The organism is Staphylococcus sp. MSU001, assembly GCF_052976705.1.
On record NZ_JBRIKK010000016.1, the window covers coordinates 1 to 14,847 of the forward strand.

The window sequence follows — 14,847 nt, forward strand, 5'->3', positions numbered from 1 at the left end:
TTAGCCGCAGAACAAACCACCCGTTCACACTGGTAGTTTTGATTGTACGTATCAATATTTTAATTACTAGATAAAATGTTCTAATGTTAATTATGATTTAATCAAAATGAATAAATCGTAGCTGAAGTTATTGAAAAAGTTAGTAAAAGCATACAAAATGTTGATAAATTGACTGAACAAGCTTGTAATAACTTTGTGGGTAAACATCAATCAGAAGTCGATAGCAATAACTCAAAAGTATCTGAATTAATAGACGAAATTGGTAAATTAAAAAAGCATCTTATTCAGTTAGAAACGATGAATACGTAACTTAAACACCAATTCGCTAAAAATTAGTATTTTATTATTTGGGAATAACCAAATGATTAGTAGTTTAGAACAATAGAAAATATCAAAAAGTATATGGATGAAAATACAAATGATATTTCAAAAGATTTAACAGTTGATGGTACAACTACACTCTTAGAGGAATATGGTAAATATCTAGAAAATAATCCTGGACTAACGATTAATGGTAAAATGCTTAAAGACTAAGGTGTCGGTATTGCAAGAACTGGTAAGTATGGTAGTAATGTAATGGGAGGCATTGGTTTTGGTACAGGGGTTTATTCATACATTACACAGGGTCATAAAACAGCCGGAGAAGTTGTGACGCATAATGGATTAACACTAGGTACAGTTGCTACTGCAATAGTTGGTTTAACAATAGAAGCTCTAGGATTGAACTCAGGAGTATGGGCTTCATATGGTACTGATTATTTGTACAAAAATAATATATTTGGATTAAAGAATGGAACAGACTGGGGGGGTGAAAATGTATTAGACCCAGCATTTGATAGAGTGAAACATATTTACTCTATTGAAAAGGGAAAACTAGAAATTGGGAATATTTTAATCAGTGAAGGATACAATAAAGTGAAAAATCTTGGTAAAAAATAATGAAAGACGATATAGTCCCATCAGTTATGAACGGAATGAATGCTAATATGTCTAAAGTTAATGAGATTAAAGGTAATACAGAATCAACCATAAAAGATTATCAGGTTAAAACAAACCAAACCATTAAAAAGACTAAAAAAACGATAAATCAAGTTTCTGATACAGTGAAAGGTACATCTCATCATTTTAAGGAACACGTGGGACAATCTATTAATAATGTGAGTAAAAGTTTGAATCCTATGAAAGGTTGGTAGATTGTTCGAGATAAGAAGTTGAAATGGAGAAATTTTAAATGTAAAAAAGTAAAAATGAGGGATGACATTGTATATGAATCATTTAAAGGATAACAACAAATTCAGCGTGAACATGTATCAAATACATAAAAATCCAAGATATAAATTGATTGAATTAAACCAAAAGAAATACCTTATAGATTTGGAAGCGAATTATTTCTTCTATTTGTTTCCTATGTTGAACTGGATATTAAAAAAAGATTTAATAGAAATTACAAATGATAAATTAAATGAAATTGAATATGACAACAAAACTAATAAAGAACGATCCCAAAATATAAGATGGATATCTGGTGGTGCAGGGGTTTTAATAGCTTTACTAATGAGACCTTTTATGGATTTACTAGATGTACCTTCTAATATATATATCAATATAATTATTTTTATAATCCTTGTGTTTTCTGTAATCTCAATTAGAATTTATTTAAGAAAAAAATGGGATTTAAAACTAAAAGAAAATAATCCTAGAATGAATTGTAAAATGAGACCAACTTTCAAGTACATGATTGTTGCTATCGGAGTATACTTATTGTTTTTAGTGTTGTCTATATTTATGTTTCCATTGATATTTTTAGAAAAAATCAATATATTAATGTGTCTATGCAGTCTAACTTTTTTCTTCTTTTTTTCTATAATGAATATAATTGCATTTGACAACGAAGAGGTAATTATAAGTAAGCTAAGTCAATCAGAGTAAATAAATATATCGAACTTAAATCAATTCAAAATATTCTTACATAATGATAGAAGAGATAAAGTGACAATAATAAAAATATGTTAGAAAAAAGTAGGTCAATCAATTACTGCAGTTACTAATTCTTTGAATCCAATGAAAGCTTTTTAAAAATATTTTAAATTAGAAAGAATGTGATTCATCATCGATAAAATAACAATAGAAACTATCGAAAAAAATAGTAAATTTAAACTGATACATTATGAAAATAGATACTTTATTATTGATTTAAATCGAAATAAATTAACATATATATTCCCATTGTTGAATTATTTGACGAAACAAGTATTGATTGAGATTGATAAAAATGAAATTAGTAAAATTAAGACTGAAAGTATGAAAAAAAATAAGACCAAAAATGCGCTTACTAGTTTGAGCATTGGTGCATCTGTTCTTATAGGTTATTTAGTAAAACCTTTAGGTAATTATTTGGATTTTTCAACAACATATACATTAAACATTATATTAATTTTAATTGCGATTGTGCCTATATTGCTCATTAAAGGCGTTGTTAATAAAAATAAGAAGTTCAAATTACAATTATATTTAAAAAATGATACATTTAGAGCACATGTGTTACCAAACATTAACGAAGTTGTGAAAAACATACTTTTAAACTTTATTGTTACTTTTTTATTTGTTGCTATGATTTGTGGGTTTATATTTCAAAAAGAATCTAATTTTATTTATTTGATAGCTATATCATTATTATTAGCAACAATCTTATTTCAAAATGTGTTATTATACGCTCAAACAGAAATTTCAGGTAAAATTGGTAAGGTTAAAAGTAAACCTTAAATCAATTTAAAATGTTCTCAGACAAAGAAGGTGAAATAAAATGGAAACAATAGGAAGCATTATATATTTAAAAGAAGGTTCTCAAAAATTAATGATTATTAATCGTGGACCAATTGTAGAAATTGAGGGTCAAAAGTATTTGTTCGATTATTCAGCATGTAAATACCCAGTTGGTGTTGTAGAAGATCAAATTTATTATTTCAATGAAGAGAATATTGATAACGTTATATTTGAAGGCTATTCTGATCAAGATGAATCAAGATTTCAAGAATTATTTAAAGAGATGATGGATAATTTGGATGAAGATGTTCAACGTGGTACTGTTCAACAAAAAGATAGTTACGGATTGATTTAACATAAGTCATAATTATCATAAGTTACCTATAATAAAATAAATTTTGTTCGTAAATCGTTAAAAATATACAATGAATATGATTATTGTGGTCATTTTATTTTGCTTTATTATCAGGTACTAAAAATGTTAAACTATTAAGGGTATAAAGGGTTAGTAAACATAAAGTTAACCAGCCTGTAGTAATAATCAATTTAAATTAAGGAGACTCTATCATGTTAAATCTAGAAAATAAAACCTACGTCATTATGGGTATTGCGAATAAACGTAGTATCGCATTTGGCGTCGCTAAAGTATTAGATCGATTAGGTGCTAAACTAGTATTTACATATCGTAAAGAGCGTAGTCGTAAAGAATTAGAAAAATTATTAGAACAATTAAATCAATCTGAACATTATCTCTATGAAATTGATGTCCAAAATGATGAGGATATCATTAATGGTTTTGCTCAAATCGGAAAAGATGTAGGCCAGATTGATGGTGTTTATCATTCAATCGCATTTGCCAACATGGAAGATTTACGAGGTCGATTTTCAGAAACATCTCGCGAAGGTTTCTTACTTGCACAAGAAATTAGTTCATATTCACTTACACTCGTAGCACATGAAGCCAAAAAACTTATGCCTGAAGGTGGAAGTATTGTTGCGACGACTTATATTGGTGGTGAGGCAGCAGTTCAAAACTATAATGTTATGGGTGTAGCTAAAGCAAGTTTAGAGGCGAATGTTAAATATTTAGCTTTAGACTTAGGTGAAGATAATATTCGTGTCAACGCAATTTCTGCAGGGCCAATTCGTACTTTAAGCGCTAAAGGTGTAGGTGGATTTAATACAATTCTTAAAGAAATTGAAGCAAGAGCACCGTTAAAACGCAACGTTGACCAAGAAGAAGTAGGTAAGACAGCTGCATATTTGTTAAGTGATCTTTCAAGTGGCGTAACTGGAGAGAACATCCACGTGGATGGTGGATTCCACGCCATTAAATAATTATTGATAAATTAAAAAGTCAGATAGCATAATCTCACAATTGGTGCACAGGGATGATTTGAAATTAAAAATCATCCCTGTTTTTGTGTATAAGAATGCGTTTTGACATTTAATTATTCAAAAAATAAATTGACAATCGCAATTCTACTTTGATATTTATAATATATTTAATGTATAATTATTAATTTTAGATGCACTATTTATTTTGTTGTTAGAAATGTATCGGGGGTTAAAAATTTTATTAAATGCATAATTCCATATAAACAGTAGAAATGACGGAGCTCTATAAGATGATATGTTTCATTGCTTACGTGTATAAAAAAACCAAAGACATCTAATTATGTCCTTGGCTTGAATTGGTGGTATAATTTTCAATCTTATGATTATAGCTATTATTAATCTTTAACATTACTATTTGCTTTATCGACAATACGTTGACGATATTTAAAAATGTTGCTCACTAATGTTTTGATTACAGCGTATAATGGAACTGCAACAAGAATGAGTGTGAATCCACCTAAATCTCCAGCTGCAAGTATAACTACAATAATAGTTAATGGGTGAATGCTTAATGATTTACCCATTACATTAGGAGTAATCACGTTACCTTCAAGTTGTTGTGCGATTAATGTTACGACACATACCCAAATAAAAGTTGAAGGACCATCAATGATACCTAGTATCGCTGCCGGTGCAAAAGATAACCATGGACCTAAAAATGGTATTAAGTTAGCTACGCCGGCGAATAATACTAATAAAGGCGTATATGGTAATCCTATAATCGTATAACCTATATATAAAATAATACCTAAGATGATACTAACTGTCACTTGACCTTGAATATATGATTTTAAAGTGAAGTTTAAGTCTTTTAATAAATCTACAACAAAAACTTTACGTTCTCCTTTGAAAAATTTACCGATTGCTGGGATAAATTTTTCATGATCTTTTAGCATATATATCAGGAAGAAAGGCACCATTATTAATAAAAATACAGTTGAGATGAAAGACGTAATATATGACACTGAATTAGATAAAATAGACGTTGCGCCATCTCCCATGGATTTAACTGCTTTATTAATACGATGTGTGACATCATCTGGTAATTTATCCATTTGTCTTAACGAGAAATTAATTAATTGTTCGGCTTCTCTTTGTAATGATGGTGTTTGTTTAATTAAGTTATTAATATTAGAAATAATGATAGGTGCTATAAATGATACCACAATAGCGATGATAGCTATTAATCCTATGAATATTGTTGTTATACTAGCCCAACGTGGAAAGCCCCACTTTTCTAATATGTTTTGAAAAGGTAAACATATGTAAAAGAGAAATCCACTAATTAAAAATGGAAGGAAGACTGAACCAATGATAGTAGCTATTGGAGCAAATACTTCATGTACTTCCATAAATAGTTTGATGAGTATGAACAGCATAATAAAAAATATTCCTGTTCTAAACCAAACCTTATTGAACATAGATTGTGATCCTCCTATTTTATTCTTTTTCATACTCAATAAGTATATATCAAAACTCAGTCATTAAAAAGAGTAAATACTTTTACAATATAACTGAATGCACTGTATTTTTAATAAAATGAAAAAACTAGTATGAAATTAATTTGTATACGAGCTTGCTATAAATTTAAAAGTATTATAAGTATTGATACAATAGTATTAACATTACAAGGGAGCATCGGTTTATGTCGGAGTTTAAAGTAGGTAAGATTAATAAAAAAATAATACATAGTGATATTTTAAATAGGGATATAACATTATCGATTTATTTACCTGAGGATTATACAAATTTATTTAAATATCAGTTGATTTTTTGCTTTGATGGTTTAGATTTTTTTAGATTTGGTAGAATACAACGTATATATGAACAGTTACGTGAAGAGCAATCAATACAACGTGCAATTATAGTAGGATTCCATTACGAAGATATTGAAAAACGTAGGGAAGAATTTCATCCTTCAGGAAGTCGTTCTAATTTAACCATTAAAGCAATGGGAAAAGAGATTCTTCCTTATATCGATGCGACATTTCCAACTTATAAAGTAGGTAATACAAGGATACTTATTGGAGATAGTTTAGCAGGAAGTATCGCTTTGATGACTGCAATGACTTATCCAACTATATTTAGTCAAGTTGCGTTATTGAGTCCAATGTATAATGAAAATATTAAGCAAAAATTTGATACATGTATGAATAAAGATCAATTGACGATATGGCATGCCATTGGTTTAGAAGAAGAAGATTTTATTTTACCAACTAATGGTAAAAGAGCTAACTTTTTAACACCTAACCGCGAATTGAACCAACTGATTAAAGAAGGTAATATTGAATATTTCTATAAAGAATTTAAGGGTGGACATCATTGGAAATCATGGAAACCACTGCTAGGAGATATTCTCTTGCAATTTCTAAGTAATCAAATAAATGGAAAATATGTTTAATAACGTAATATAAATAAAATAGTATGTTAGCGAATGGTTGTTGAATACGGTAAATCTATTAATTTCAGAAATGTAATTGTTTTCATGATAAAAGTAACGGTTTTCAAAAAGTTTTGATATAATAAGAATAAGTTAAACAAAGGAGGAATTTAAATGATTTTAGGATTAGCATTGGTTCCGTCAAAGTCATTTCAAGATGAGGTGAATGCTTACCGTAAGCGATATGACAATCATTATGCTCAAATAATGCCTCATATCACGATTAAACCTCAATTTGAAATCGATGATCATGATTTTAATTTAATTAAAGATGAAGTGAAAAATCGAATTTCTAGTATAAAACCAGTAGAAGTACATGCTACAAAGGCATCTAATTTTGCTCCAATCAGTAATGTTATATACTTCAAAGTTGCTAAAACAGAGTCATTAGAGCAATTATTTAATCAATTTAATACAGAAGATTTTTACGGTACTGCTGAACATCCTTTTGTACCTCATTTTACAATTGCACAAGGTCTAACAAGTCAAGAGTTTGAAGATATATATGGACAAGTAAAATTAGCAGGGGTAGACCATAGAGAAATAATCGAAGAACTATCGTTACTTCAATATAGTGAAGAAGAAGACAAATGGACTATTATTGAAACTTTTACATTGGGATAAGAAATTCAAAATTGTAAAGTGAAATTGAATTTACAAAATCATATTGTTAAATACAAGAAGAGCGCTTAAATCAACTAAAAACGCCAAATCCTATTGTGTTTCAGTGGGATTTGGCGTTTTTATATGAAACATAATTATATTGTATAGTTAATCATTCAAAAAGATTAATGTACGCTTTATACTGAATATTCATATTTCAAATGCATATCAATGACGTTTCATTAATATATACAACTCATCTTTATATAAACGATTTATAGATTTTAAGGTTTAACCCTTCTGTTTGTTTTAATAAAGTAATATCCGTAAAATACTGCAAGTGCAAGAAAAATCATCGCTGAAAAGTAAAAAGTATTATTTAAATTATTAGTAAATTGAGTAATTAGACCTCCGACTAGTGGACCTATCATTGAACCGAAGCCTTGAACACTGTTGAACACGCCCCACGTCTCTTCCTGTTCGTTAGGATTAATATGACCAGCCATAAAGGTATTCCAAGCCGGTAAGAGGATACCATACATTAGCCCAATAAACAGCCCTATGGCCCAAACTATATATATATTTGTAATTGTAGATAGCCCGAATATAAGAATAGTATATAGTATAAAGCCACTAAAAATAACTCCATACATAAAACCTTTGCTATTATTATCGATGATTTTTGATAAAAATAACATAGAGAAAGCACACCCTATGCCACCAATAATGATTGCTATAGTATATTCAACGGTTGATACTTTTACAACTTGCGTTGCATATTTTGGGAGAATAGGTACAAGTGCTGCTATAGCTGCTCCTTGTAACAAGATACCTGGAAATAGAATAAGATGACGTTGTGTAACATCTACAATTTGTTTTAATTGTGCTTTCACAGGTTTAGTATTGTAATTTGTTAAGTTGATATTAACAAAATAGTATAGAATCCAGGCAATAAGCACAACCAAGGCCATCAAAAATGCAAAACGAGTAGGATGGAATTTAATAAGTAAGTTCATGATAACCATACCTACCAATAAACCTAGCAACCATGAAAAGTATACATAACCCATTTGTTTGCCGCGGTTTCTTTCGTCTACACTAGATAGCATAATAACCCAAATCGGACTCACAGCAATTCCTAACATAATAGCACTGAAAATAATTATGAATGGTGATGCCGGGAACCATATCACTAAAAACAAGCTTATAAAAGCAAGTAAGAATCCAGATGTAAGTACTAATTTTGAACCAAACTTTTTAAGTAAAAAGCCGATGACAAAATTTGTTGCAGCATCTGCGATAAAGTGAATGGAAAAAGCAAATGATGTGATTGCTATTGCGATAGAGGTCACTGTAGGTAAAAAGTTTATATAACTTAATATGTACATACCTCTTGCAAATTCCATCAGAAACAGAATTACCAACATCATAACAAAGTTTCTGTTACTTGAGTAATTACTTGACGAAGAATCTTGCATACAAAGGAACCTTTCCATAGATTTCATCAGGTTGAGATGAGTGACCTATTAAATCTAATAAATCTTTACAAATCTTTCTAGTAGAATACCCTACCTTTGATTCTAGCATTTTAGATGACATAACCTTTAAAGTCTCTTCGTTATTTGTTAAGTCAGAAACAATATCAATTGCTTCATTTGGAGTATCTGCTATTTTTCCAAATCCTTTACTTTCAAAGTAATATGCATTTTCAAGTTCTTGACCAGGTGCAGGGTTTAAAAAAATCATAGGAATACAACGACTAAGTCCTTCGGAAATTGTGATACCACCAGGTTTGGTAATCATTAGTTGGCTTGATGCCATCCACTCATTCATGTGATTTGTATATCCTAATATTTTTACACTTGGATTATCTTTGAACTTAGATTTTAATGAACGTTTAAGTTCTTTACTACGTCCACAAATCATGACCACTTGCGAATTTGGACTTTTTTCTAAAATATTATTAATCATATAGTCAAAGCCTTTTGAAACGCCAAATGCACCTGCTGACATTAATATAGTAGGTTTGGAAGGATCTAAATGTTGTTGCGATAACCATTCTTCTTTATCAATAGATTCTTCAAATTTATCAGCAATAGGAATGCCTGTCACTTTAATATATGAAGCAGGAACACCAGCTTCAATGAAATCATCTTTAGTATCTTTTGTTGCTACATAATATCTTTGTGAATAGGGTGTAATCCAATTTTTATGCATGCGATAATCTGTCATAACTGTCGCAATAGGGATATTTATATTAAATTGTTCGGTCAACACTGACATCACAGGTGTTGGAAATGTTAATAATATGAGATCAGGCTTTTCTTTAATAAGTAAGTTGATGAGTTTATTTAATCCATAATATTTATAAAAACATTTATCGAGCTCATTAGGGCGACTATAATAAAATCGTTTATATGTATTTCTAAAATATTTAAAGCTATTGATATACCATTTCTTACATATAGAAGTCATAATTGGATGAGCTTCCATAAACAAATCATGTTGAATGACTGATAAATGATTGAGATTCATCTCATTCAATTGGTTGACAATACTTTGCGTGACTTGCATATGACCGTTACCAAATGATCCAGTAATAATCAATATCTTTTTATTTTGAGTAACCATTTATAGCCACCCTCCGTTAATTTCTAAAATTTATAATAATTGTAACGTATTTTCATACATTGTAAAAGTAAAAGAAGTGTACCATTTATTGTATTTAAATACTATAAATACGGCGTGCAATACAATGCTTTGTCATAAATTACTTTATAAAGTGTTCATTATTTATTAAGTATGGTTGCAAGATAACGAAACTAAATTTGAACACATTCTACATGATTTTAGTATTATCTTCAAAAAATCTTAGTATTTGCTATATATTATGTTAATACATGTATATCTTAGCATTATTTAAATATGGAATGAATTATTTAAAGGTGAGCGCAACAAAATTTTAAGTATATTTTAACACTACCTTAACAGTCTTTAATGAATGATTTTATCACTATCTAATAGAACGTGATTCGGATATATTACGTCAATTATGATTAAAAATAAATTAATAAGACTTATAATTATAAATTTATCAACGATAATAAAACGTGTATAATAGACTTATTGTAAAAAAAGGAGCGATACATTTTGAATGCAAGTGCGTTGTTCAAAAAAATTAGAGTAAAAAATGTAATTGGTACATTAGATATACAGGTGGATGATATTACCACTGACTCACGTACAGCTAAAGAGGGAAGTCTATTTGTAGCATCTAAAGGATATACGGTAGATAGTCATAAGTTTTGTCAAAATGTAGTAGATCAAGGTTGTAGTATTGTTGTTGTCAATAGAGAACTCAAGCTTAAAGGTAATGTGACGCAAGTTGTTGTTCCAGACACTTTACGTGTTGCAAGTCTATTGGCACATGAATTATATGAGTTTCCAAGTCATCAACTGACGACATATGGTGTTACGGGGACGAACGGGAAAACATCGATTGCAACTATGATTCATTTAATTTATAGAAAATTGAATAAAAATAGTGCATATCTAGGTACGAATGGATTTCAAGTTAATGAAACAAAAACAAAAGGTGCGAATACAACACCAGAAACAGTAGCATTAACAAAAAAGATTAAAGAAGCAGTTGATGCCAATGCAGAAGCAATGACGATGGAAGTTTCTAGTCATGGATTGGCCTTAGGTCGACTTAGAGGCGTAGAATTTGACGTTGCTATCTTTTCAAATTTGACTCAAGATCATTTAGACTTTCATGGAACTATGGAAGCTTATGGACATGCTAAATCGTTATTATTTAGCCAGCTTGGTGAAGATTTGTCTAAAGAAAAATATGTTGTATTAAATAATGATGATGACTTTTCCGATTATTTAGCAAGTGTGACCCCCTATGAAGTATTTACATATGGTATTACACACGAAGCGCAATTTATGGCTAAAAACATTAAAGAATCTTTGCAAGGTGTAGAATTTGAATTTTGTACTCCTTTTGGAAGTTTTCCAGTTAGATCTCCTTATGTAGGTAGATTTAACATTTCAAATATTATGGCTGCTATGATTGCGGTTTGGAGTAAGGGAACAAATTTAAATGAAATTATTAATGCTGTTACTGAACTTGAACCTGTAGAGGGTCGCTTAGAAGTACTCGACCCATCACTTCCTATAGATTTGATTATAGATTATGCACATACTGCAGATGGTATGAATAAACTGATTGATGCTGTAAAACCATTTGTTAAACAAAAGCTGATCTTTTTAGTAGGTATGGCTGGGGAAAGAGATTTAACGAAAACACCTGAGATGGGGAGAGTAGCATGTCGAGCAGATTATGTTATTTTTACTCCAGATAATCCTGCTAACGATGACCCTAAAATGTTGACAGCTGAATTAGCTAAAGGCGCAACGCATGAGAATTATATAGAGTTTGATGACCGTGCAGAAGGTATTAGACACGCGATTGATATTGCTGAACCAGGAGATACAGTTGTTTTGGCCTCAAAAGGTCGAGAGCCTTATCAAATTATGCCTGGTCATGTTAAAGTCCCACATCGCGATGACTTAATTGGTTTAAAAGCAGCATATCAAAAATTTGGTGGTGGACCTGTTGAAGATTAAATCACTTCAGTTTCATGGAATGATGATGAACGTATATCACCATCAGTCTAATGATTCAATCATGTTAGCTATTCCAGAACTTTTTTGGTCCATTGAATTATCCAAAGAGTTAGATACAGATCAACTATATGAAGAATTAGTGATGCAATTATTCAATTTGTTGACTGAAGTTGAAGCAGATACATTGGCACGTAATATAACTGATTTGATTAGAAATGAATCCAAAGGAGAATGATAAATGAATTTAAAAGAAGAAATAGAGTCAAGAAAGACATTTGCCATCATTTCACACCCTGATGCTGGTAAAACCACTTTAACTGAAAAATTGTTGTATTTCAGTGGAGCGATTCGTGAAGCTGGGACAGTTAAAGGGAAAAAGACGGGTAAATTTGCAACAAGTGATTGGATGAAGGTAGAACAAGAACGTGGTATCTCAGTTACAAGCTCTGTAATGCAATTTGATTATGATGATTATAAGATAAATATTTTAGATACGCCGGGACATGAAGATTTTTCAGAGGATACGTATCGTACATTAATGGCAGTAGATAGTGCGGTTATGGTTATTGACTGTGCTAAAGGTATAGAACCACAAACATTAAAATTATTTAAAGTTTGTAAAATGCGAGGTATCCCTATTTTTACATTCATCAATAAATTGGATAGAGTAGGGAAAGAGCCATTTGAATTACTTGATGAAATAGAAGAAACACTTAATATTGACACTTATCCAATGAATTGGCCTGTTGGTATGGGACAAAATTTCTTTGGTATTATTGATAGACACTCTAAAACGATTGAACCATTTAGAGATGAAGAAAATTTATTACATTTAAACGAAGATTACGAACTTAAAGAAGAACACGCGATAAAAAATGATAGTGCATTTGAACAAGCAATTGAAGAAATGATGCTTGTCGATGAAGCGGGTGAAGCATTTGATAATGAAGCGTTACTGAACGGTGAATTAACACCTGTTTTCTTTGGGTCGGCATTAGCAAACTTCGGCGTACAAAATTTCTTAAATGCATACGTTGATCATGCACCAATGCCTAATGCGAGACAAACTAAAGAAGAGGTTGATGTTAGTCCATTCGACACAGATTTTTCTGGGTTTATCTTTAAAATCCAAGCCAATATGGATCCGAAGCATCGTGACAGAATTGCATTTATGCGCGTGGTAAGTGGTGCGTTTGAAAGAGGAATGGATGTAACCTTACAAAGAACAAATAAAAAACAAAAAATAACTCGTTCCACATCATTTATGGCTGATGATAAAGAAACTGTTAATCGTGCTGTAGCAGGCGATATTATTGGTTTGTATGATACAGGTAACTATCAAATAGGTGATACCTTAGTTGGCGGTAAGCAGAAATATAGCTTCCAAGAGTTACCACAATTTACTCCAGAAATATTTATGAAGGTTTCTGCCAAAAATGTAATGAAACAAAAGCATTTTCATAAAGGAATTGAACAGCTTGTTCAAGAAGGTGCAATTCAATATTATAAAACGTTGCACACTAATCAAATTATCTTAGGTGCTGTGGGTCAATTACAATTTGAGGTTTTTGAACACCGTATGAATAATGAATATAATGTAGATGTGGTTATGGAACCAGTCGGACGTAAAATTGCGCGTTGGATTGAAAATGAAGAAGATATTAAAGATAATATGAATACCTCTAGATCAATTTTAGTAAAAGATAGATACGACAATTATGTATTCCTATTTGAAAATGAATTTGCAACGCGTTGGTTTGAAGAAAAATTCTCTGATATTAAACTGTATAGCTTATTATAATTAAATGTTTAAACTTATCACTTTTCGGGCACACCGTAGTATATGAAAAATGTTTATATTGCTATGCAGTGTCATAGTATGTATACTGAAAATAACAAATAAATACCTATGACAAAACTGTCAGAGGGGAGTAACTTGAGAATAGTTATTCAATGCATTTAAACTGCTAATAACTATTCAACACTTTATCGTCATTACGAAGATAAGTCTTCCGGTAAAGTGGGCAAAACTATTGCTAAGTGAGACCTTTGCTATTTAATTAGCATAGGTCTCTTTATTTGTATTTAAACTAAAAGGAGTTGTCCACAATGGATCCGAGTTTGATTTTACCTTATTTATGGGTACTTTTAGTACTTGTATTTTTAGAAGGATTATTAGCAGCTGATAATGCAATTGTAATGGCGGTAATGGTTAAACACCTACCACCTAAACAACGAAAAAAAGCACTTTTTTATGGCCTATTAGGTGCATTTATTTTTAGATTTATTGCTTTATTCTTAATAAGTATTATTGCAAACTTCTGGTGGATTCAAGCAGCTGGTGCTGTTTACTTAATCTATATGTCTATTAAAAATTTATGGCAATTTTTCCATCAGTCAAATGAAAAACATCATAAAGAAACAGGAGACGAACATCACTTCGATGAAACAGGCAACGAAAAAGAAGTAGGCCCTAAATCTTTTTGGGGAACAGTATTTAAAGTTGAATTCGCCGATATCGCGTTTGCAATTGATTCGATGCTTGCCGCATTAGCCATAGCCGTTACATTACCAAAAGTTGGCATACATTTTGGTGGTATGGATTTAGGTCAATTTATTGTTATGTTCCTCGGTGGAATGATAGGTGTCATCCTGATGAGATTTGCAGCAACTTGGTTTGTAGAATTGTTGAATAAATATCCAGGACTAGAAGGTGCTGCGTTTGCAATTGTAGGTTGGGTAGGTATTAAACTTGTTGTAATGGTACTTGCACATCCTGATATTGGCGTTTTACCAGAAGCATTTCCACATAGTGCTTTATGGCAAACAATCTTCTGGGTAGTATTAGTTGGCTTAGTATTAATAGGATGGTTAACTTCAGCAATTGGCAACAAGAAAAAAGGTAACCAAAAATAATTTGATTGATACGCTAGAACCTTTGCTTAATAATAAATTAAGTGGAGGTTCTTTTTATTTTAATTTTTATTAGAACATTGCAGTTTTATAGT

17 protein-coding genes and 1 riboswitch are annotated in these 14,847 nt (G+C 30.7%); of the genes, 14 read left to right on the forward strand and 3 right to left on the reverse strand.

Annotated elements, in window-relative coordinates; genetic code table 11:
• The first annotated feature begins 168 nt into the window (after positions 1-168).
• The 8 genes from ACVBFA_RS08415 (at position 169) to fabI (ending at position 4,101) form a co-directional block, all read left to right on the forward strand.
• On the forward strand, positions 169-309 hold the full coding sequence (locus tag ACVBFA_RS08415) for a hypothetical protein (protein WP_002486564.1): 141 nt from the start codon (positions 169-171) through the stop codon (positions 307-309).
• Positions 310-402: 93 nt separating this feature from the next.
• Positions 403-534, forward strand: coding sequence for a hypothetical protein (locus ACVBFA_RS08420; RefSeq protein ID WP_002476165.1), 132 nt, complete (start codon positions 403-405; stop codon positions 532-534).
• A 42-nt stretch (positions 535-576) separates the two neighbouring features.
• Positions 577-939: a hypothetical protein gene (locus tag ACVBFA_RS08425; protein ID WP_126122746.1), complete on the forward strand. Its 363-nt coding sequence runs from the start codon at positions 577-579 to the stop codon at positions 937-939.
• On the forward strand, positions 939-1,193 hold the full coding sequence (locus tag ACVBFA_RS08430; protein WP_002486567.1) for a hypothetical protein: 255 nt from the start codon (positions 939-941) through the stop codon (positions 1,191-1,193). Before ACVBFA_RS08425 ends, ACVBFA_RS08430 begins: the two co-directional genes overlap by 1 nt.
• Before the next feature lie 73 nt (positions 1,194-1,266).
• Positions 1,267-1,929, forward strand: a complete 663-nt coding sequence (locus ACVBFA_RS08435; RefSeq protein ID WP_032604522.1) for a DUF443 domain-containing protein — start codon at positions 1,267-1,269, stop codon at positions 1,927-1,929.
• A 255-nt stretch (positions 1,930-2,184) separates the two neighbouring features.
• Complete coding sequence (locus ACVBFA_RS08440) at positions 2,185-2,763, forward strand: DUF443 family protein (protein WP_237638952.1); 579 nt, start codon at positions 2,185-2,187, stop codon at positions 2,761-2,763.
• Positions 2,764-2,803: 40 nt separating this feature from the next.
• Positions 2,804-3,118, forward strand: a complete 315-nt coding sequence (locus tag ACVBFA_RS08445; protein WP_126122488.1) for a DUF4176 domain-containing protein — start codon at positions 2,804-2,806, stop codon at positions 3,116-3,118.
• Positions 3,119-3,330: 212 nt separating this feature from the next.
• The gene (fabI, locus tag ACVBFA_RS08450; RefSeq protein ID WP_002439142.1) at positions 3,331-4,101 is read left to right on the forward strand and encodes an enoyl-ACP reductase FabI; all 771 of its coding nucleotides are present in this window, start codon (positions 3,331-3,333) and stop codon (positions 4,099-4,101) included.
• Between the two features lie 395 nt (positions 4,102-4,496).
• On the opposite strand, the gene cozEa is transcribed toward fabI, so the two are convergent.
• Positions 4,497-5,582, reverse strand: coding sequence for a lipoteichoic acid biosynthesis protein CozEa (gene cozEa / locus ACVBFA_RS08455; protein WP_002457139.1), 1,086 nt, complete (start codon positions 5,580-5,582; stop codon positions 4,497-4,499).
• A 224-nt stretch (positions 5,583-5,806) separates the two neighbouring features.
• Between cozEa and ACVBFA_RS08460 the strand changes: the two genes are divergently transcribed.
• Both ACVBFA_RS08460 and ACVBFA_RS08465 read left to right on the forward strand, forming a co-directional pair.
• The gene (locus ACVBFA_RS08460) at positions 5,807-6,562 is read left to right on the forward strand and encodes an esterase family protein (RefSeq protein ID WP_126122489.1); all 756 of its coding nucleotides are present in this window, start codon (positions 5,807-5,809) and stop codon (positions 6,560-6,562) included.
• A gap of 153 nt (positions 6,563-6,715) precedes the next feature.
• The gene (locus tag ACVBFA_RS08465; protein ID WP_002446112.1) at positions 6,716-7,225 is read left to right on the forward strand and encodes a YjcG family protein; all 510 of its coding nucleotides are present in this window, start codon (positions 6,716-6,718) and stop codon (positions 7,223-7,225) included.
• A gap of 263 nt (positions 7,226-7,488) precedes the next feature.
• Here ACVBFA_RS08465 and ltaA read toward each other — a convergent pair whose 3' ends face one another.
• Positions 7,489-8,682 carry a lipoteichoic acid biosynthesis MFS flippase LtaA gene (gene ltaA / locus ACVBFA_RS08470; RefSeq protein WP_020363656.1) on the reverse strand — a complete coding sequence of 398 codons (1,194 nt, stop codon included), beginning with the start codon at positions 8,680-8,682 and terminating at the stop codon, positions 7,489-7,491.
• Positions 8,660-9,835: a diglucosyl diacylglycerol synthase gene (locus ACVBFA_RS08475; RefSeq protein WP_002458034.1), complete on the reverse strand. Its 1,176-nt coding sequence runs from the start codon at positions 9,833-9,835 to the stop codon at positions 8,660-8,662. Before ACVBFA_RS08475 ends, ltaA begins: the two co-directional genes overlap by 23 nt.
• 519 nt (positions 9,836-10,354) lie before the next feature.
• Between ACVBFA_RS08475 and ACVBFA_RS08480 the strand changes: the two genes are divergently transcribed.
• From ACVBFA_RS08480 to ACVBFA_RS08495, 4 genes are all read left to right on the forward strand, one after another.
• Positions 10,355-11,839 (forward strand): UDP-N-acetylmuramoyl-L-alanyl-D-glutamate--L-lysine ligase, encoded by a 1,485-nt coding sequence (locus ACVBFA_RS08480; RefSeq protein WP_126122490.1) that lies wholly within the window; start codon positions 10,355-10,357, stop codon positions 11,837-11,839.
• Entirely contained in the window at positions 11,829-12,074 is a 246-nt protein-coding gene (locus ACVBFA_RS08485) for a YueH family protein (RefSeq protein WP_002499277.1), read from the forward strand. The genes ACVBFA_RS08480 and ACVBFA_RS08485 overlap by 11 nt, the downstream gene beginning before the upstream one ends.
• A 3-nt stretch (positions 12,075-12,077) precedes the next feature.
• Positions 12,078-13,640, forward strand: a complete 1,563-nt coding sequence (locus ACVBFA_RS08490) for a peptide chain release factor 3 (RefSeq protein WP_002487197.1) — start codon at positions 12,078-12,080, stop codon at positions 13,638-13,640.
• A gap of 113 nt (positions 13,641-13,753) precedes the next feature.
• A riboswitch (yybP-ykoY riboswitch) is annotated at positions 13,754-13,877 on the forward strand.
• Positions 13,878-13,948: 71 nt separating this feature from the next.
• Positions 13,949-14,755 (forward strand): TerC family protein, encoded by an 807-nt coding sequence (locus ACVBFA_RS08495; protein ID WP_002446118.1) that lies wholly within the window; start codon positions 13,949-13,951, stop codon positions 14,753-14,755.
• Positions 14,756-14,847 lie beyond the last annotated feature (92 nt).